16 protein-coding genes, 2 rRNA genes and 1 riboswitch are annotated in these 18922 nt (G+C 68.6%); of the genes, 14 read left to right on the top strand and 4 right to left on the bottom strand.

The features are described from left to right. The 12 genes from DIZ27_RS38615 to DIZ27_RS38560 form a co-directional block, all read left to right on the top strand. Nucleotides 1–664: ribosomal RNA gene (locus DIZ27_RS38615) — 23S ribosomal RNA — on the top strand; the annotation flags it as partial. An 86-nt stretch (nt 665–750) separates the two neighbouring features. Next, nucleotides 751–867 (top strand): 5S ribosomal RNA (gene rrf / locus DIZ27_RS38610). A gap of 109 nt (nt 868–976) precedes the next feature. Then, entirely contained in the window at nt 977–1585 is a 609-nt protein-coding gene (locus DIZ27_RS38605) for a CDP-alcohol phosphatidyltransferase family protein (RefSeq protein ID WP_109383035.1), read from the top strand. Between the two features lie 115 nt (nt 1586–1700). Then, nucleotides 1701–4196 carry a mannose-1-phosphate guanyltransferase gene (locus DIZ27_RS38600; protein WP_109383034.1) on the top strand — a complete coding sequence of 832 codons (2496 nt, stop codon included), beginning with the start codon at nt 1701–1703 and terminating at the stop codon, nt 4194–4196. Between the two features lie 120 nt (nt 4197–4316). Then, nucleotides 4317–5231, top strand: coding sequence for a DUF881 domain-containing protein (locus DIZ27_RS38595; protein ID WP_375232056.1), 915 nt, complete (start codon nt 4317–4319; stop codon nt 5229–5231). Further along, a complete protein-coding gene (locus DIZ27_RS38590) occupies nt 5228–5560 on the top strand; it encodes a small basic family protein (RefSeq protein WP_003988855.1) in 333 nt (110 codons plus the stop codon). The genes DIZ27_RS38595 and DIZ27_RS38590 overlap by 4 nt, the downstream gene beginning before the upstream one ends. A gap of 5 nt (nt 5561–5565) precedes the next feature. Further along, nucleotides 5566–6465 carry a DUF881 domain-containing protein gene (locus DIZ27_RS38585; protein WP_109383032.1) on the top strand — a complete coding sequence of 300 codons (900 nt, stop codon included), beginning with the start codon at nt 5566–5568 and terminating at the stop codon, nt 6463–6465. 61 nt (nt 6466–6526) lie between these two features. Continuing rightward, nucleotides 6527–7474 (top strand): FHA domain-containing protein, encoded by a 948-nt coding sequence (locus DIZ27_RS38580; RefSeq protein ID WP_109383031.1) that lies wholly within the window; start codon nt 6527–6529, stop codon nt 7472–7474. A gap of 46 nt (nt 7475–7520) precedes the next feature. Further along, nucleotides 7521–8264, top strand: a complete 744-nt coding sequence (locus DIZ27_RS38575) for a MerR family transcriptional regulator (protein WP_109383030.1) — start codon at nt 7521–7523, stop codon at nt 8262–8264. Nucleotides 8265–8347: 83 nt separating this feature from the next. Next, entirely contained in the window at nt 8348–8821 is a 474-nt protein-coding gene (locus DIZ27_RS38570) for a bifunctional nuclease family protein (RefSeq protein ID WP_003988851.1), read from the top strand. Between the two features lie 218 nt (nt 8822–9039). Continuing rightward, a complete protein-coding gene (locus DIZ27_RS38565) occupies nt 9040–9726 on the top strand; it encodes a MerR family transcriptional regulator (RefSeq protein WP_109383029.1) in 687 nt (228 codons plus the stop codon). A gap of 99 nt (nt 9727–9825) precedes the next feature. Continuing rightward, on the top strand, nt 9826–11262 hold the full coding sequence (locus tag DIZ27_RS38560; protein ID WP_109383028.1) for a DNA polymerase IV: 1437 nt from the start codon (nt 9826–9828) through the stop codon (nt 11260–11262). A gap of 30 nt (nt 11263–11292) precedes the next feature. Here the strand turns inward: DIZ27_RS38560 and DIZ27_RS38555 are convergent, their stop codons facing one another. Next, the gene (locus DIZ27_RS38555) at nt 11293–11670 is read right to left on the bottom strand and encodes a PRC-barrel domain-containing protein (protein ID WP_109383027.1); all 378 of its coding nucleotides are present in this window, start codon (nt 11668–11670) and stop codon (nt 11293–11295) included. A gap of 118 nt (nt 11671–11788) precedes the next feature. Then, nucleotides 11789–11885, top strand: a riboswitch (glycine riboswitch). A 172-nt stretch (nt 11886–12057) separates the two neighbouring features. On the opposite strand from DIZ27_RS38555, the gene gcvP reads away from it, so the two are divergent. Then, nucleotides 12058–14943: an aminomethyl-transferring glycine dehydrogenase gene (gcvP, locus tag DIZ27_RS38550; RefSeq protein ID WP_109383026.1), complete on the top strand. Its 2886-nt coding sequence runs from the start codon at nt 12058–12060 to the stop codon at nt 14941–14943. Between the two features lie 90 nt (nt 14944–15033). Here the strand turns inward: gcvP and DIZ27_RS38545 are convergent, their stop codons facing one another. The 3 genes from DIZ27_RS38545 to DIZ27_RS38535 form a co-directional block, all read right to left on the bottom strand. After that, nucleotides 15034–15429 (bottom strand): molybdopterin-binding protein, encoded by a 396-nt coding sequence (locus DIZ27_RS38545; RefSeq protein WP_109383025.1) that lies wholly within the window; start codon nt 15427–15429, stop codon nt 15034–15036. A gap of 242 nt (nt 15430–15671) precedes the next feature. Then, nucleotides 15672–15875, bottom strand: a complete 204-nt coding sequence (locus tag DIZ27_RS38540) for a DUF5999 family protein (protein WP_109383024.1) — start codon at nt 15873–15875, stop codon at nt 15672–15674. A gap of 386 nt (nt 15876–16261) precedes the next feature. Then, nucleotides 16262–16846 carry a hypothetical protein gene (locus tag DIZ27_RS38535; protein ID WP_109383023.1) on the bottom strand — a complete coding sequence of 195 codons (585 nt, stop codon included), beginning with the start codon at nt 16844–16846 and terminating at the stop codon, nt 16262–16264. Nucleotides 16847–17396: 550 nt separating this feature from the next. On the opposite strand from DIZ27_RS38535, the gene DIZ27_RS38530 reads away from it, so the two are divergent. Beyond that, nucleotides 17397–18914, top strand: coding sequence for a glutamate-cysteine ligase family protein (locus tag DIZ27_RS38530; RefSeq protein WP_109383022.1), 1518 nt, complete (start codon nt 17397–17399; stop codon nt 18912–18914). Nucleotides 18915–18922 lie beyond the last annotated feature (8 nt).

Genomic DNA, 18922 nt, shown 5'->3' with positions numbered 1-18922 from the left:
GGGTAGTTTAACTGGGGCGGTTGCCTCCTAAAGGGTAACGGAGGCGCCCAAAGGTTCCCTCAGCCTGGTTGGCAATCAGGTGGTGAGTGTAAGTGCACAAGGGAGCTTGACTGTGAGACCGACGGGTCGAGCAGGGACGAAAGTCGGGACTAGTGATCCGGCGGTGGCTTGTGGAAGCGCCGTCGCTCAACGGATAAAAGGTACCCCGGGGATAACAGGCTGATCTTCCCCAAGAGTCCATATCGACGGGATGGTTTGGCACCTCGATGTCGGCTCGTCGCATCCTGGGGCTGGAGTCGGTCCCAAGGGTTGGGCTGTTCGCCCATTAAAGCGGTACGCGAGCTGGGTTTAGAACGTCGTGAGACAGTTCGGTCCCTATCCGCTGCGCGCGCAGGAGTCTTGAGAAGGGCTGTCCCTAGTACGAGAGGACCGGGACGGACGAACCTCTGGTGTGCCAGTTGTCCTGCCAAGGGCATGGCTGGTTGGCTACGTTCGGGAGGGATAACCGCTGAAAGCATCTAAGCGGGAAGCCTGCTTCGAGATGAGGACTCCCACCCACTTGATGGGGTAAGGCTCCCAGCAGACGACTGGGTTGATAGGCCGGGTCTGGAAGCACCGCAAGGTGTGGAGGTGACCGGTACTAATAGGCCGAGGGCTTGTCCTCAGTTGCTCGCGTCCACTGTGTTGGTTCTGAAACCACGAACGACCCCGCGTTGATTCAGCGTGGTGCGGTTGAGTGTTTCATAGTGTTTCGGTGGTCATAGCGTGGGGGAAACGCCCGGTTACATTCCGAACCCGGAAGCTAAGCCCCAGAGCGCCGATGGTACTGCAGGGGGGACCCTGTGGGAGAGTAGGACGCCGCCGAACTTCTTTTAGAGCTCTGGCTCTCGGGCATGCAACCCGAGAGCCAGAGCTTTTTTGTGTTGAGGTAGGGTCAGTGAGCATCATTGGTACGTTTCCCACAGGAGGCCCCCGGGTGGAGGTCCAGGAGACTCGCGTCCAGACGGACCGTGTCCTCACCATCCCGAACATCCTCAGCATGGCGCGGCTTCTCGGCGTGCCTCTCTTCCTGTGGTTGATCCTCAGGCCTGAGTTCGGCGGCCCGAAGAGTGACGGCTGGGCGCTTCTGGTGCTCGCTCTGAGCGGTGTCAGTGACTACCTGGACGGCAAACTCGCGCGACGGTGGAATCAGATCAGCAGCCTCGGTCGGCTTCTTGATCCCGCGGCCGACCGGCTCTACATTCTGTCGACTCTGCTCGGACTCACCTGGCGCGAGATTCTTCCGCTCTGGTTGACGGCCGTACTACTGGCACGTGAGCTGGTTCTGCTGGTGATGGTGGGTGTCCTCCGGCGGCACGGCTATCCGCCGCCGCAGGTGAACTTCCTCGGGAAGGCGGCCACCTTCAACCTGATGTATGCCTTCCCTCTGCTGCTGCTCAGCGACGGTAGCGGTTGGATCTCGTCACTTGCTGCTGTTTTCGGATGGGCGTTCGCTGGATGGGGTACAACGCTGTACTGGTGGGCAGGAGTCCTCTATGTGGTCCAAGTCCGCCGCTTGGTGCGTGCGGACGCCATGGCCGGCTGAACTCGCTGACTGGCACGCGCAGAGTGGCGCGATGGCCCGCAGTGGAAACGTGCGGGACAATCTTGGTGGGTGAAGTCGGCTAGACCGTCGTCTCTTAGAGGAGGGCGCTTCCGACATGAAGGCCGTAGTGATGGCCGGAGGCGAAGGCACACGCCTTCGCCCCATGACCTCAAGCATGCCCAAGCCGCTCCTGCCAGTGGCCAATCAGCCGATCATGGAGCACGTTCTGCGGCTGCTCAAAAAGCATGGGCTCAACGAAACGGTTGTGACCGTCCAGTTCCTGGCATCGCTCGTCAAGAACTATTTCGGTGACGGCGAAGAGCTCGGAATGGAGCTCACCTATGCCAATGAGGAGAAGCCACTCGGTACCGCGGGAAGCGTCAAGAACGCCGAGGAAGCATTGAAGGACGACACCTTCCTTGTCATCTCCGGCGATGCTCTGACAGATTTCGACCTCACCGAGCTGATCAATTTCCACAAGGAAAAGGGCGCCCTGGTCACGGTCTGTCTGACCCGGGTGCCCAATCCGCTGGAATTCGGTATCACCATCGTGGACGAGCAGGGAAAGGTCGAGCGTTTCCTGGAGAAGCCGACCTGGGGGCAGGTCTTCTCCGACACGGTGAACACCGGGATCTACGTCATGGAGCCCGAGGTCTTCGACTATGTCGAGCCGGATGTGCCCGTCGACTGGTCCGGTGACGTCTTCCCACAGTTGATGAAGGAGGGCAAACCCGTCTACGGCTTTGTCGCCGAAGGCTACTGGGAAGATGTCGGCACCCATGAGAGCTACGTGAAGGCGCAGGCCGACGTCCTGGAGGGCAAGGTCGACGTCGATATCGACGGTTTCGAGATCTCGCCGGGCGTATGGGTGGCCGAGGGCGCCGAAGTGCATCCCGATGCCGTCTTGCGCGGTCCGCTCTACATCGGTGACTACGCCAAGGTCGAGGCCGGCGCCGAGATCCGCGAGCACACGATCGTGGGGTCCAATGTCGTCGTGAAGAGCGGGGCCTTCCTGCACAGGGCCGTCGTCCACGACAATGTGTACGTCGGTCCGCACAGCAACCTGCGGGGCTGTGTCCTCGGCAGGAACACCGACGTCATGCGCGCGGCGCGGATCGAGGACGGCGCCGTCATCGGCGACGAATGCCTGATCGGCGAGGAATCGATCGTCCAAGGAAATGTGCGGGTCTACCCGTTCAAGACGATCGAGGCGGGAGCCTTCGTCAACACCTCGGTCATCTGGGAGTCCAGAGGACAGGCGCATCTCTTTGGAGCCCGCGGGGTCTCGGGAATCCTGAACGTCGAGATCACCCCGGAACTCGCCGTGCGGCTGGCCGGCGCCTACGCGACGACGCTGAAGAAGGGGTCGACGGTCACCACGGCCCGGGACCACTCCCGTGGTGCCCGTGCCCTGAAGCGTGCGGTCATCTCCGCGTTGCAGGCCAGCGCCATCGACGTACGGGACCTGGAGAACGTACCGTTGCCCGTGGCCCGGCAGCAGACCGCGCGGGGCAGCGCGGGCGGCATCATGATCCGCACCACACTCGGCGTGCCCGACTCGGTCGACATCATGTTCTTCGACGGGCAGGGCGCCGACCTCTCGCAAGGCAGCCAGCGCAAACTGGACCGGGTGTTCGCGCGGCAGGAGTACCGGCGCGCGTTCCCGGGAGAGATCGGCGATCTGCACTTCCCGGCGAGTGTCTTCGACTCGTACACCGGGTCACTGCTGCGGAACGTCGACATCACGGGAATCGCGGAGTCCGGGCTGAAGGTCGTCGTGGACGCGTCGAACGGCAGTGCGGGGCTCGTTCTGCCGAGTCTGCTCGGCAAACTCGGTGTCGACTCGCTGACCATCAACCCCGGCCTGAACGAGTCCAGGCCGACCGAGACGGCCGATATGCGGCGCTCGGGGCTGGTGCGGCTCGGTGAGATGGTGGCGTCCTCCGGTGCCGCGTTCGGTGTGCGATTCGACCCCGTCGGCGAGCGGCTGTCCCTGGTCGACGAGAAGGGAAGGATCATCGAGGACGACCGGGCACTGCTCGTCCTGCTCGACCTCATCGCGGCCGAGCGGCGCAGCGGCAGGGTCGCGCTTCCCGTGACCACCACCAGGATCGCCGAACAGGTGGCTGCTTATCACGGCACGCAGGTGGAGTGGACGACCACCTCGCCCGACGACCTGACGCGCGTGGGCGGGGAGGAGGGGACGATCTTCGGCGGTGACGGCAAGGGCGGTTTCATCGTTCCGGAGTTCAGCCGGGTCTACGACGGCACCGCGGCCTTCGTCCGGCTCATCGGTCTGGTGGCGAGGACGCAGCTCACGCTCAGCCAGATCGACGCGCGGATCCCGCGCGCGCACGTGATCAAGCGCGATCTGGCGACTCCGTGGGCCGTCAAGGGACTGGTGATGCGGCGGGTCGTCGAGGAGGCCGGTGAACGCTTCGTGGACACCACAGACGGTGTACGCGTGGTGGAGCCCGACGGTCGCTGGGTGATGGTGCTGCCCGATCCGGCCGAGGCGGTCACCCACCTGTGGGCGGAGGGACCCGACGACGCCTCCGCCCAGGCCCTGCTCGACGAGTGGGCGGCCGTCGTGGACAGCGCGGGACGATAGGCGGGACGGCAGAACCAGCGGTACACGTGCGTGCCGGACAAGTGTCCCCAACGGGGCCTGTCCGGCACGCCGGTAGGGTCCGTTCGGAGGTAGTGGCCGTGGCGTGCGACGATGTGCGGCATGCCGCAGCAACCCCCCGTTCGGAGCACACCCCAGCGGCCTCCGCGCCCGGACGCGTCCATGTCGTTGCTCACCAATGTGATGGACCACAGCCTCGACGAGGGATACGCCGAGGCCGCCGCGCGGAAGCAGGCCGACGGCAGCGGCGGTATGCCGAAGACCCTCAGGGCGAAACTGGGGCTCGCCGGTGGTCTGGTGCTCGCCGCCCTGGTCGTGACCGTGGGAGCCGCGCAGGCCAGGGTGGCGGCCCCCGTCGTCGCCAAGGAGCGCGAGGAACTGATCGACAGGATCGACCGCGAGACCGAGGCGGCGGACAAGCTCAAGGACGGCGTCGACGCACTCCGTGACGATGTGGGCGCACGGCAGCGCGAGGCGCTCAAGCACAGCGGTGAGGGCGACCGTACCGAGCTGGTGGGCGTCCTGGCGGGTGCCGTCGCGGTGCACGGGCCCGGAGTGAAGCTCGTGGTGAACGACGCCAAGGACACGAGCGTCGGCGGGGACGGCGACGCGCGGTCCACCTCCGGGTTCTCCGACACCGGGCGGGTCCGCGACCGTGATATGCAACGCGTGGTCAACGGCCTGTGGGAGTCCGGCGCCGAGGCCGTCTCGATCAATGGGCAGCGGCTGACCGCTCTGTCTGCGATCAGGGCCGCGGGAGACGCGATACTGGTCGACAACAGGCCGCTGGTACCGCCGTACACGGTGCTCGCGGTGGGGGACGGTCGACAACTCAGCAGCCGGTTCCAGAACAGTGCGGACGGGCTGTATCTGCAGGCCCTGGAGGAGAGCTACGACATCCGCACCGAACTTTCGGTGGAGGACGACCTCCGGCTGCCCGCCGCGCCGAGTGTGATCGTACGAACCGCACAACCGATAACCGAGACGACACCTGCAACTGAGAAGGGCATATCGTGATCGCCGTACTGGGCCTCGTCGTGGGAGTCGTGGCCGGCCTGTTGGTCCGGCCCGAGGTTCCGGCGGTCGTCGAGCCTTATCTGCCGATCGCCGTCGTGGCGGCGCTCGACGCCGTCTTCGGCGGGCTGCGGGCCATGCTCGACGGCATCTTCGACGACAAGGTCTTCGTGGTGTCGTTCCTGTCGAACGTGGTGGTGGCCGCACTGATCGTCTTCCTCGGCGACAAGCTGGGCGTGGGGGCCCAGCTGTCCACCGGGGTCGTGGTCGTCCTCGGCATCCGGATCTTCTCCAACGCCGCGGCGATCCGCCGGCACGTGTTTCGGGCGTGAGGCCGATGAGCGATCACGAGCACGACAGGACGACGCCCGAGCCGACAGCCGGAGCACGCCCGGTACCCGGACCACGCCCGGCATCCGGTGGCAGTCTCCGCAAGGAGCTGCCCGACGAGGTGTCCGCGCCCGCGCCCGCGGTCGAGGACGGGCAGACACCGCCGGAGCCGCCCGGATCCGGTCTGACCGGACGGCAGCGGCTGGTGAAGGGGCTGTGGCCGCCACGGATCACCCGAGCTCAACTCATTGTCGCCGTGCTGCTGTTCGGCCTGGGTTTCGGCCTGGCCGTCCAGGTCGCCTCGAACAGCGAGGGTGACAGTGCCCTGCGCGGTGCTCGCCAGGAAGATCTTGTTCGTATCCTCGATGAACTCGACGACCGCACAGAGCGTCTTGAGGATGAGAAGCAAGGGCTCGAGAAGCAGCGTGACGAGTTGGAGAACAGCTCCGACCAGGCCGAGGAGGCCCGGAGACAGACGGCCGAGAAGGAACGGCAACTCGGCATCCTGGCGGGAACCGTGGCCGCGCAGGGGCCCGGCATCACGTTGGTCATCGAGGACACGAAGGGGATGGTGAAGGCGAACATGCTGCTCGACGCCGTCCAGGAGCTGCGCGCGGCCGGCGCCGAGGCCATTCAGTTGGACGGCGTGCGGGTCGTGGCGGGCACCTATCTGGCCGATTCCGGCAATGGGGTGAGCGTCGACGGGAACAAGATCACTGCTCCCTATCGTTTCAAGGTCATCGGCAAGCCGCAGGACCTCGAGCCGGCGCTCAACATCCCAGGAGGTGTGGTGCAGACTCTCGAGAAGGAACAGGCCACCGCCTCCGTGGAGCGGTCGGCCAAGATCGTCGTGGATGCCTTGCGGCCGGCGAAGCAGCCTGACTACGCTCGGTCGTCCTCCCAGTGAACCGGGGGTGCATGGAGGGTGATCGGCGAGGGCATGAGGTTGCGGGGGGTCGGCGCACCGAATGGGTGGTGCGTGGTGGAAACTGTCTGGTGGATACGGACGTTGTGAGGATGTCCGGGTCGGCCAATGTGTTCAGTCAGGGTTCGTCCTGCCCCACGGGCGGGTCTGTTTCGGTCAAGGGGAATCGCCCGTGAAGTTGTTTGGGAAGTTGTTCGGCAAGAGCGCACGAGAAGGCCGCGACAGCGAGACTGCCCGGCATCGCGCACAGCCGGAGGCGGAAGGTTCACGTCCGCTGTTCCGGGACCAGGTGGGCGGTCAGGGCGAGGGCGTTGCGGGAGGTCAGGGCGCGCCGTCGGTTGACCCTGCGCAGTCGAGCGGCATAGGTTTCGGGCAACCGTCAACCTCAGGTACGGGTGGAGGGTTCTCCGACCCGTACGCGTCCCAAGCCCCCGGTGGGCAGGAGGATCCGTCCATGTCGGTCCTGGTATGTGCGAGGTGCGGTAACCGCAACCCGGAGAACAGCCGGTTCTGCTCCAACTGTGGAGCTCCGCTCCGGCCCGGAGTCGCCCCGGAGCGTCCCTCCGAGACGACCTCCACCATCTCCATCTCCGGTCTTGAGGCCTACGACGCGGAGGTCACCGGCCAAACGCAGATGCCGATGCTGTCGCCCGAGGCGCAGGCGGCCGTCGATGCGCTGCCGGTGGGTTCGGCACTCCTGGTCGTGCGCCGCGGGCCGAACTCGGGCAGCCGCTTCCTGCTGGACGGTGACCTGACGACGGCCGGCCGGCACCCGCAGAGCGACATCTTCCTGGACGACGTGACGGTCTCGCGTCGGCACGTGGAGTTCCGCCGCGGCCAGGACGGTTCCTTCACGGTGGCCGACGTGGGCAGTCTGAACGGCACGTACGTCAACCGTGAGCGGATCGACCAGGTCGGTCTGTCGAACGGTGACGAGGTGCAGATCGGCAAGTACCGGCTGGTGTTCTACGCGAGCCAGCGGGGCTACTGATCCTCCCCGGGTTCCGTCCGGGGCACCCTGACCCCAGGGAAGGTCCATGCTTCACACACCGAGCGGCGGTGCCGTGCCCGGCACCGCCGCCGCGGAAACTGGACTGATGAGCATCGGCACGGTGCTGAACGTGCTGCGCGAGGAGTTCCCCGAAGTCACCATCTCCAAGATCCGCTTCCTGGAGTCGGAGGGGCTCATCGAGCCGCAGCGGACCCCCTCGGGGTATCGCAAGTTCAGCGCGGCGGACGTCGAGCGGCTCGGGCATGTTCTGCGGATGCAGCGGGACCACTATCTGCCGCTCAAGGTGATCCGCGAGCACTTGGCGGCGATGGAGCGCGGCGAGGCCCTCCCGCTACCGGTGCTGTCCCGGCAGCGGGACGGGGAAGCCGGCCCCGAGCCGTCCGCCGATCCTGCCGCCACGGCGGCCCGGATCGGGCGGGCGCAGCTGCTGGCGGCCGCCGACATCGACCAGGAGCAGCTCGCGGAGTGGGAGTCGTACGGGCTGCTCGCTCCCGTCGAGGACGAGGTGTACGACGCCGAGGCGGTCACCGTCGCCGGTCTCATCACCGAGTTGGGGCGGTTCGGGATCGAGCCGAGACACCTGAGGGCGATGAAGGCCGCCGCGGAGCGGGAAGCCGGGCTGGTGGACCAGGTCGTCGCCCCGCTCAAACGCCACCGCAACCCGCAGACCAGGGCTCATGCGGAGGCGCGTGCGAAGGAGCTCGCCGGTCTCACGGTGAAGCTGCACGCCGCGCTGGTGAGCTCGGCACTCGGGGTGCGGCTGCCCTGAGGGGCGCGGATCGGGGGACCGGATCGGCCACCTGATCCCGGCCCGACTACCCAAACGTCCCGGGCACGGCCTAGGGTTGCTGTGTGAACGAGCTCGATGTCGTAGGTGTCCGGGTCGAAATGCCCTCGAACCAACCGATCGTGCTGCTGCGCGAAGTGGGAGGCGACCGGTACCTCCCCATCTGGATCGGGCCGGGGGAGGCGACGGCCATCGCCTTCGCCCAGCAGGGCATGGCTCCGGCGCGCCCGCTGACCCACGACCTCTTCAAGGACGTGCTGGAAGCCGTTGGCCAAGAGCTCACGGAAGTGCGCATCACGGATTTGCGCGAGGGGGTCTTCTACGCGGAGCTGGTCTTCGCCAGCGGCGTGGAGGTGAGTGCCCGGCCGTCCGACGCCATAGCGCTGGCGCTGCGCACGGGGACGCCGATCTACGGCAGTGACACAGTCCTCGACGACGCGGGGATCGCCATCCCGGACGAGCAGGAGGACGAGGTGGAGAAGTTCCGCGAGTTCCTCGACCAGATCTCGCCGGAGGATTTCGGCTCCAGCAGTCAGTGAGCGGCGGTGACCGTCCCGCCGGATTTCCGCTCGGGTCGGCGGTGCGCGAGGGCGTCGCACGGCCCGCGCGGAAGGCATTCGGCTAGCCTTTCCCCGCGGTGGGGCACGGGAAACCACTCTTAGGGTGATTATCACTCGGCGTGCCGAGTGTGGCGATCGTTGACGCACCCTTGGTGACTGCCTACCGTCGAGGAGGCAGGTCGAGGACGGAGGTCGGCGTGAGAAGCACCGGCGACGGTACGGCCGGGGGTGCCCCCGGACGCGGTCTCGGGGCGAGCGGTCGGTACCCTCACCCAGGCCCTCAGCTCCGCGCGAGCGGGGCGTATGCCCATCACGGCAGTGCGGCCGATCATGCTCCGCAGCGGCCGGCCGCCGTGCCGAGCAGCGGAGGGGCGGCGACGTCCATGGTGTCCGAGGAGATCGGCTATCGCGGCCCCACGGCCTGCGCGGCTGCCGGCATCACCTATCGGCAACTGGATTACTGGGCCCGCACGGGGCTGGTCGAGCCAAGTGTGCGGCCCGCGCACGGCTCCGGGACACAGCGGCTGTACAGCTTCCGGGACGTCGTCGTCCTGAAGATCGTCAAGCGGTTCCTGGACACCGGCGTGTCGCTGCAGAACATCCGCACCACCGTCCAGCATCTGCGGGAGCGAGGCTTTCGTGACCTGGAGCGCATGACGCTGATGAGCGACGGAGCCACGGTCTACGAGTGCGACACGCCGGATGAGGTCCATGCCCTGCTCCAGGGCGGCCAGGGGATCTTCGGGATCGCCGTCGGTGTGGTGTGGCGGGATGTCGAGAGCGCGCTGTCACAGTTGCACGGGGAGCGTGTCGACACCGGGGAGACGCTGATCGGGCCCAACCCGACGGATGAGCTGGCGCGGCGGCGGAACCGCGCGGTCTGAGCCGTCGGGGCCGGCTGAGCGGCCCGTGTGGTTCAGGGGTGGTCGGTGGACGGCCCGTGCGGCAGGGCATTGTCAGTGGCGTAGGGCAGCATCGGAGATGTGAGATCCGCGCCTACCATCCTGCATCTCGACATGGATGCCTTCTTCGCCTCGGTGGAGCAGGCGTCCAAGCCGAGCCTGCGAGGGAAAGCCGTGATCGTGGGCGGGCTCGGGCCGCGTGGAGTGGTCGCCACCGCCTCGTACGAGGCCCGGATCTTCGGCGTGCGTTCCGCGCTGCCCATGGCGCAGGCGCGGCGGCTCGCGCCGAACGCGGCGTATCTCGTGCCGCGCTTCGCGTTCTACCGGTCGATCAGCGACCAGGTGATGGGGCTGCTGCGGGCGCTGTCGCCGCTGGTGGAGCCATTGAGCCTGGACGAGGCGTTCGTGGACCTGGAGGCCGGCGGGGCGGCCTGGGACGAGCGGTCGGCCCGGCTGGCCGGGGCGAAACTGCGCGCGGACATACGGGAGGTCACCGGGCTCACCGGGTCCGTCGGGCTCGCCGCCTCCAAGATGCTGGCGAAGATCGCCTCGGAGCAGGCGAAGCCCGACGGGCTGGTGCTCATCGAGCCGGGGAGGGAGCGGGCCCTGCTGGCGCCGCTCCCGGTCCGGACGCTGCCGGGAGTGGGGCCCGCCACCGGTGACCACCTGCGCAGGGCCGGGATCCACACGGTCGACGAGCTCGCCGAGGCGGGGGAGGACGAGCTGGTGCGGTTGCTCGGCAAAGCACACGGACACGCGCTGTACGCCATGGCCCTGGCGCGGGACGAACGGCCCGTGGTGGCCGAGCGGGAGACGAAGTCGGTGTCGGTCGAGGACACGTATGACGTGGACATCCACGACCGGGTGCGAGTCGGTACGGAGGTGCGGCGGCTCGCCGATCGCTGTGTGCGCAGGCTGCGGGGAGCGGGGCTGGCGGGACGGACCATCGTGCTGAAGGTGCGGCGCTACGACTTCTCGACGCTCACCCGGTCCGAGACGCTGCGGGGGCCCACGGACGATCCGGCGGTGGTGCGGGAGGCGGCGGCACGGCTGCTGGAATCGGTCGACACGACAGGCGGAGTACGGCTGCTGGGCGTCGGGGTCAGCGGACTCGCGGACTACACCCAGGAGGACTTGTTCGCACAGGCAGCGGGGGGCCGGGCGGAGGAGTCGCCGGGCGAGGAGGACCAGGTGACCGCACCCATGGGGGAAGAGCAGCAGACGAGCACGGAGCGGCGCTGGCCGGCCGGACACGACGTACGGCACACCGAGTACGGGCACGGGTGGGTACAGGGCAGCGGCCTGGGTCGGGTCACGGTCCGGTTCGAGACGCCCGGCTCGGCGGTGGGACGGGTGAAGACCTTCCGCACCGACGACCCGGCCCTGCAACCGGCGGATCCGCTGCCGCTGGTGGATCCAAGCCCCGGGGAGGGCGAGAGACCGCGGGCCGGCGCGGAGACGGGCGACGGTTCGGGGGCGAGTCCCGGTGTCATGGGCCCGGGGCCCTCGCAGGTGTGAGTGGGCTTCGTGCTCCCGGCTCCGGGGCCGTCAGGCCGGGCGGTCGTCGCGGTCGGCGAGTTTGCCGAAGTCGTGGTCCGGAAGCGGGGGAGGCGCGGAGATGTCCAGACCGTAGTGGTGGTAGAGCTGGAGCTCCTGCTCCGGGGAGAGGTGGCGGCCCACGCCGAAGTCGGGAGCGTCCTTGATCAGGGCGCGTTCGAAGGGTATGTGGAGGCTGCCGTCGATCAGTTCGCTCGGCTCCAGGGGGACGAAGGCGTCCCTGCTGAACAAGCCGGTGCGTATCGCCGCCCACTCGGGTACGCCGGTGGCGTCGTCGAGATAGACCTCGTCGATGGTGCCGATCCGGGTTCCGTTGCGGTCGAACGCCTTGCGGCCGATCAGGTTGCGCGGATCGATGTCGGTCTGCACGGGCCCTCCACTGGTCGCACTCCGCAATCATTCGTCAGCACTACGAAACGGCACAATTGGTCCGGCGGCCACTCGAAGGTCCGGGGGTTGCCCTCGCTGGTACGCTGACAGCGGCTGCTGACCCCGTGCGGGAGAGTCCTCCGGACACCATCGGAGGGCGCCGAAGGAGCAAATCCTCCCCGGAAACTCTCAGGCCCACGTACCGCATGGACGAGGTCACTCTGGAAAGCAGGGCGGGTGTCGACGGCTCCCGCTCTCACCGACGGTGAAAGCCGGGCGCCCTGCGGCGGTCCGGTGAAGCTCTCAGGTTGAGATGACAGAGGGGGAGGCCGTCCGGGCACCCGTCATGGTGCCCCTCGAAGGTCGTCAGACCAGGAGGCCTCCGCAATGACCGCCCACCGCATTCCCCTCTCCGAGCTCGAACAGGGAACGCCCTTCGAGCAGCGCCACATCGGCCCCGACCACGAGGCCCGCGCCAAAATGCTCGCGCAGGTCGGCTATGGCTCGCTCGACGAGCTGACGGCCGCGGCGGTCCCGGATGTGATCAAGAACGCCGACGCGCTCGACCTGCCGGGCGCCCGGACCGAGCCCGAGGTGCTGGCCGAGCTCCGGTCGCTGGCCGACCGCAACGAGGTGCTCGGCTCCATGATCGGGCTCGGGTACTACGGGACCTTCACGCCCCCCGTCATCCTGCGCAACGTGATGGAGAACCCCGCCTGGTACACGGCCTACACGCCGTACCAGCCGGAGATCTCGCAGGGGCGGCTCGAGGCACTGCTGAACTTCCAGACCATGGTCGCCGAACTGACCGGCCTGCCGACCTCCGGGGCCTCACTGCTCGACGAGGGCACGGCCGCCGCCGAGGCGATGGCGCTGTCGCGTCGCATGGGCAAGAACAAGAACGGTCTGTTCCTGGTCGACGCGGACGCACTGCCGCAGACGATCGCCGTGATCGAGACCCGTGCCGAGCCGACCGGTGTCGAGGTCGTCGTCGCCGACCTGAGCGAGGGCATCCCCGCCGAGATCGCCGAGCGCGGGATCAACGGCGTGCTGATCCAGTACCCGGGCGCCTCCGGAGCCGTACGCGACATCAAGCCGGTGATCGACCGGGCGCACGAGCTGGGCGCGCTGGTCACCGTCGCCGCCGATCTGCTCGCCCTCACGCTGCTCACGTCGCCCGGCGAACTCGGCGCGGACATCGCGGTCGGCACGACACAGCGCTTCGGTGTGCCCATGGGCTTCGGCGGGCCGCACGCCGGATACATGGCCGTGCACGAGAAGATGGCGCGCAGCCTGCCCGGACGGCTCGTCGGTGTCTCCGTCGACGCGGACGGCCACCAGGCCTACCGGCTCGCGCTCCAGACCCGTGAGCAGCACATCCGCCGTGAGAAGGCCACCAGCAACATCTGTACCGCTCAGGTGCTGCTCGCCGTGATGGCCGGGATGTACGCCGTCTACCACGGTCCCGAAGGACTGCGGACCATCGCGTGGCGCACCCACCGTTACGCGACCGTCCTCGCCGAAGGGCTCCGGGCCGGCGGCGTGGAGATCGTCCACGGCTCCTACTTCGACACGCTGACCGTGCGGGTCCCGGGTCGGGGTGCCGAGGTCGTCGCCGCCGCGCGGGACAACGGCGTCAACCTGCTCCTCGTCGACGCCGACCACGTCTCGATCGCCTGCGACGAGACCACCACACGGGCCCGGCTCGCCGCCGTGTGGAACGCCTTCGGGGTCGAGGCCGACATCGAGAGCCTGGACGCGGCAGCGCCCGACACCCTGCCGGACGCCCTGCTGCGCACCGACGAGTACCTGACGCACCCCGTCTTCCACCAGCACCGCTCCGAGACCGCGATGCTGCGCTACCTGCGGCGGCTCGCCGACCGTGACTACGCGCTGGACCGCGGGATGATTCCGCTGGGCTCCTGCACCATGAAGCTCAACGCGACCACGGAGATGGAGCCGATCACCTGGCCCGAGTTCGGGCAGCTGCACCCCTTCGCGCCGGCCGAGCAGGCCCAGGGCTACCTCACGCTCATCCACGAACTGGAGGAGCGTCTCGCCGAGGTCACCGGCTACGACAAGGTGAGCCTCCAGCCCAACGCGGGTTCCCAGGGCGAACTGGCCGGGCTGCTCGCCGTGCGCGGCTACCACCGGGCCAACGGCGACGAACAGCGCACCGTCTGCCTCATCCCGTCCTCCGCGCACGGCACCAACGCGGCCAGCGCCGTCATGGCCGGGATGAAGGTTGTTGTCGTGAAGACCGCCGAGGACGGCGAGGTCGACATCGACGACCTGCGGGCGAAGATCGAGCAGTACCGCGACGAGCTGTCGGTGCTGATGATCACCTACCCGTCGACGCACGGTGTGTTCGAGGAGCACGTCGCCGACATCTGCGCGGCGGTGCACGAGGCCGGCGGCCAGGTGTACGTGGACGGCGCGAACCTCAACGCGCTGGTCGGGCTGGCCAAGCCCGGACACTTCGGCGGCGACGTCTCGCACCTGAACCTGCACAAGACCTTCTGCATCCCGCACGGCGGCGGCGGTCCCGGCGTCGGCCCGGTCGGGGTGCGGTCGCACCTGGCGCCGTACCTGCCGAACCACCCGCTCCAGCCCGGGGCCGGGCCGGAGACGGGGATCGGTCCGGTCTCGGCCGCCCCGTGGGGCTCCGCGGGCATCCTGCCCATCTCGTGGGCGTACGTCCGGCTCATGGGCGGCGAGGGGCTCAAGCGGGCCACCCAGGTGGCGGTGCTCAGCGCCAACTACATCGCCAAGCGCCTCGAGCCGCACTACCCGGTGCTCTACACCGGCCCCGGCGGGCTGGTCGCGCACGAGTGCATCATCGACCTGCGCCCGCTGACCAAGGCGACCGGCGTGAGCGTGGACGACGTGGCCAAGCGGCTGATCGACTACGGCTTCCACGCGCCGACGATGTCGTTCCCGGTGGCGGGAACGCTGATGATCGAGCCGACCGAGTCCGAGGACCTGGCCGAACTCGACCGGTTCTGCGAGACGATGATCGCGATTCGCGCGGAGATCGAGAAGGTCGGTTCCGGCGAGTGGCCCGTGGACGACAACCCGCTGCGCAACGCCCCGCACACCGCCGCCGCGCTCGGCACGGAGTGGAAGCACCCGTACAGCCGTGAGGAGGCCGTCTTCCCGACCGGTGTGAGCGCGGCCGACAAGTACTGGCCGCCGGTGCGCCGTGTCGACCAGGCCTTCGGCGACCGCAACCTGGTGTGCTCCTGCCCGCCGCTGGACGCGTACGACGACTGACGCGGAGGGCCCGGCCACCGGGACCGAGGAGTGGAAGGGCTCTGCTTCGGCCGTACGGCCGAAGCAGAGCCCTTCCACGTGCCGCTTCCGTCAGGCACGGTCGATATGGACGTTTGTCGACTTCACGCGGGCGGTGGCTTCCATGCCGACCTCCAGTCCGAGCTCCTCGACGGCCTCGCGGGTCAGCAGCGAGACCAGACGGTGCGGGCCCGCCTGGATCTCGACCTGGGCCGCCACGTCGCCGAGTTTGATCGCGGTGACGATGCCGGGGAAGGCGTTGCGGGCCGAGGTGTACGGCCTGCCCTCCTCGGTGGCGCCGGCCTTCGCGAGGTCGACGGAGAACGCGGCCAGGTCCCGCCCGTCGATGAGCCGCCGTCCGCCTTCGTCGCGATGGGTGGTGAGCCGGCCCGCGTCCGCCCAGCGTCGGGCGGTGTCCGGGCTGACGCCGAGCAGCCGCGCTGCCTGGCCGATCGTGTAGGACTGCATGCCGATCACGATAGGCGGCGAGCGGAGCCGGACGGGGCGGGGCCACCAGCGGATGTGACGTGAGACCGCCGTCCTCGGTGGGTGCCGGCGGGGCTCAGAGGCGCTGCGCGGGAACCGCCCTGCTCGCCCGTACGACCAGGCCCGTGCCCGGCTTCGTGCGGGGCGAGTCCGGCTGCTCGTCGCCGGGCGGACCTCGGGCGGGGTTTTCCTCCTCGGGCGGGCACGGAACCGCCCGGTGGAGCTCAGGCGGTGGTCATCACCGCGGTGCCCCCGGGACGCTGCGGGGCGATGCTCCTGCCGTCGGGCAGGAGTTCACCGGTGTCCTCGAAGAGCACGACACCGTTGCACAGCAGGCTCCAGCCCTGCTCCGGGTGGTGCGCCACGAGACGGGCGGACTCCCGGTCGGCGGATTCGGCTGAGGGGCATGGTGACGGATGCTGGCACATGGATGGGATCTTTCGCTCTATTGTGACCTGTGGGTTGGCTGTTGTCTCTGTTGCGCGGCGTGAAACCTCGTTCATGGCCGCCCCCCGTTGTCATAGGTCGGTCGGAAACAAGTGTTGCCCTCCGGACGGCGATCCGCAGGGATTTCGCGGCACCGCCCCTCACAGGTCGATGACGCGTCACCCGCGCGGACGGTTCACCTCAACTGCACTGTCACTTCGGGTGGTTCCGCATGGCCGGATGAGGCTAGTCCGAGGGTTCGGAGTGCTCGGGCCCGTTCGGGCCGGGGGCTCGGCGCACGAGCGTGCCCCGCCGCGGGGATCGGGCGGCGGGGCACGGGGGTGGGCGTGCGGGAGCGGCGGGGCGTGACGCGCGTGACGCGCGTCGGTCAGGCGGGTGAGCCGAGCAGGCGGTCGGGCGTCACCCGGTGGGTCAGCACCGGGAGGAGTTCCGCGACCAGGTGCGGGCGGTGGGCCGCGATGCCGGGCGGCGCGGGGGCGAGCGGGACGAGCAGGTCGGTGGCGGCGGGGTGGCCGGCGGCGCCGTCCGCGGTGCGGTCGCCGTGCAGCCAGAGGGTCAGCATGTAGAGGCCGGGCACCGACAGCAGCCGGGGCTGGTACGGCTGTGGCAGGGACTCGGCCTGGCGCAGGGCCAGTTCGGTGGAGGCGATGTACGGGCCCTCGAAGAAGCGGGAGAAGGTCCAGCCGTCGGGGGTGAGTACGGTGTCGGCCGCGGCCACCGCCCGGTCGCCGCAGCGGATCAGGAAGCGCCAGCCGGCCAGTCGCGTCGCGGACACGCCCTCGGCGGTGATCCGGTCCAGGACATGCACGGGCAGCGGCAGTTCGGGCGAGACCGGTCCCTGGGCACCGAGGAGGGAGGGGGTTCGGGCCTCGCTGACCGCGGTGGGGGAGGAGAGCGCGGTCAGGACGGAACGCAGTGCGGGCGCGGGGGCCGGGGGGACATGCAGGGGCATGGTGGGTCGCCTCTCATTCGAAGGCACGGTGGCACGAGGGCGGGGCGGACGACGCTGTCAGCTCACGAAGGGCCGGAAGGCAGGGGCCGAGGGTCTGAGCGCGAGAGGTGGGGGTGAGGACTGCCGCACGTCACCTCGAGGCTGGATCACTCGACCGTGGGCGCCAACCTTCTGCCCTGTCCACGGAGTTTATACGACGCGTGTTCGGGCTGTGTTTCCACTAGCTGTTTTCGACCCGTTGAACAAGGGTGCTTCTGGTCGATGAAACGGGGGAATCATCCCGATTCCGAACCGGGTGCGCAGCGATGACCTCGATAAACGGTCGTTAAGCGGTAGGCCTATTGTCGTCGGCGTTTTTCACGAGCCCGTCGCGTCGTTACGTGCCATGCCGGCCATGCCGCGTGAATGTGCCAGTGGTCACATTCGACCAGCGTAGCGGTCGACAGACCGGTTCGGGGCGTTATCGATCGCATCCACGGGGCATCCTCCCCTGTGGACCGGGACCCCGGCGGCCGATCATCGGACCGCCCAGCCGAGGAGGGACGCTTCGATGGGGGAGAAGGTGGTGGCAGGCGGGTTCGACCTGTCCGATCGCCAGCGCTACCGCGACAAGCTCCGCAGGTGCCTGACAGGCTTGGAGCGACTCCTGGCGGAGAAGCGGTTCGACCGCCCCAAGAACCTCGTGGGGCTGGAGATCGAATTGAATCTCACGAGCGCCGACGGCATGCCCAAAATGTTGAACGGACAAGTCCTCGAACGGATCGCGAGCCGGGACTTCCAGACAGAGCTCGCCATGTTCAACCTGGAAGTCAACATAGCTCCACATCGTTTGGACGGGCGGGTATTCGACCGGCTCGCTGAGGAACTGCGCACCTCACTCGCGTACGCCGACCGGAAAGCCGCCGAGGTGGACGCCGAGATCGTGATGATCGGTATTCTGCCGACGCTGGACCGTGACGACCTCGTCTCCTCGAATCTCTCCGAAGTCGACCGCTACACCCTGCTCAACGACCAGATCGTGGCCGCCCGGGGGGAGGACTTCAGCCTCGACATCGACGGGGTGGAACGCCTCAGCTGCACCTCCAAGTCCATCGCGCCCGAGGCCGCCTGCACCTCGGTGCAGCTGCACCTCCAGGTCACTCCGGCCCGCTTCGCCGACGTGTGGAACGCGGCCCAGGCGGTCGCCGCCGCCCAGATCGCCGTCGGCGCCAACTCGCCCTTCCTGTTCGGCCGCGAGCTGTGGCGCGAGTCCAGGCCACCGCTGTTCCAGCAGTCCACCGACACCCGGCCGCCCGAGCTGCAGGCACAGGGCGTGCGGCCGCGCACCTGGTTCGGAGAGCGCTGGGTCACCTCGGCGTTCGACCTCTTCGAGGAGAATCTGCGCTACTACCCGGCTCTCCTGCCCATCTGCGACGACGAGGACCCGCTCGACGTGCTGGACAAGGACGGCACCCCCACGCTCGCCGAACTCGTCCTGCACAACGGCACGGTCTACCGCTGGAACCGTCCGGTCTACGGCGTCGCCGACGGCGTCCCCCACCTGCGGGTGGAGAACCGGGTCCTGCCCGCCGGGCCCACCGTCGTCGACGTCGTCGCCAACGCGGCGTTCTACTACGGCCTGGTCCGCGCCCTCGCGGAGGACGGCCGCCCAGTGTGGACCCGGCTGCCCTTCGAGGCCGCCGCCGCCAACTTCGACGCCGCCTGCAGGCACGGCATCGAAGCCCGCCTCACCTGGCCCCGGCGCGGGCGCTACGGCGGTACGGCCGAAGTGGACGCGGTCAGCCTCGTACGCGACGAGCTGCTGCCGCTGGCCGAGGCGGGACTGGACGCGTGGGGCATCGAGCCCGCGGACCGGGACCTGTACCTGGGCGTGATCGAGGAGCGTTGCCGACGCCGGCAGAACGGCGCGAGCTGGCAGGCCGCGACCTTCCACCGGGCCCTGGACGGCGGCCTGACCCGGGAGGCGGCGCTGGCCGCCACCACCCGGCGCTACCGCGAGCTGATGCTGAAGGGCGATCCGGTCCACACCTGGCCCGTTGGCCTCCCGGACCCGGTACCTGCGACCTGACACCGGGG

The organism is Streptomyces sp. NWU339, from assembly GCF_003143855.1.
Classification (GTDB): domain Bacteria; phylum Actinomycetota; class Actinomycetes; order Streptomycetales; family Streptomycetaceae; genus Streptomyces.
This window is presented reverse-complemented; position numbering and strand designations above follow the sequence as displayed.

What these genes read in the sequence shown, in the direction of transcription:
- gcvP (WP_109383026.1), top strand. Translation starts at nt 12,058, where the DNA reads ATGACCGCCCACCGCATTCCCCTCTCCGAGCTCGAACAGGGAACGCCC.
- DIZ27_RS38600 (WP_109383034.1), top strand. Translation starts at nt 1,701, where the DNA reads ATGAAGGCCGTAGTGATGGCCGGAGGCGAAGGCACACGCCTTCGCCCC.
- DIZ27_RS38530 (WP_109383022.1), top strand. Translation starts at nt 17,397, where the DNA reads ATGGGGGAGAAGGTGGTGGCAGGCGGGTTCGACCTGTCCGATCGCCAG.
- DIZ27_RS38535 (WP_109383023.1), bottom strand. Translation starts at nt 16,846, where the DNA reads ATGCCCCTGCATGTCCCCCCGGCCCCCGCGCCCGCACTGCGTTCCGTC.
- DIZ27_RS38545 (WP_109383025.1), bottom strand. Translation starts at nt 15,429, where the DNA reads ATGCAGTCCTACACGATCGGCCAGGCAGCGCGGCTGCTCGGCGTCAGC.
- DIZ27_RS38540 (WP_109383024.1), bottom strand. Translation starts at nt 15,875, where the DNA reads ATGTGCCAGCATCCGTCACCATGCCCCTCAGCCGAATCCGCCGACCGG.
- DIZ27_RS38575 (WP_109383030.1), top strand. Translation starts at nt 7,521, where the DNA reads ATGCTTCACACACCGAGCGGCGGTGCCGTGCCCGGCACCGCCGCCGCG.
- DIZ27_RS38580 (WP_109383031.1), top strand. Translation starts at nt 6,527, where the DNA reads ATGGGTGGTGCGTGGTGGAAACTGTCTGGTGGATACGGACGTTGTGAG.
- DIZ27_RS38595 (WP_375232056.1), top strand. Translation starts at nt 4,317, where the DNA reads ATGCCGCAGCAACCCCCCGTTCGGAGCACACCCCAGCGGCCTCCGCGC.
- DIZ27_RS38585 (WP_109383032.1), top strand. Translation starts at nt 5,566, where the DNA reads ATGAGCGATCACGAGCACGACAGGACGACGCCCGAGCCGACAGCCGGA.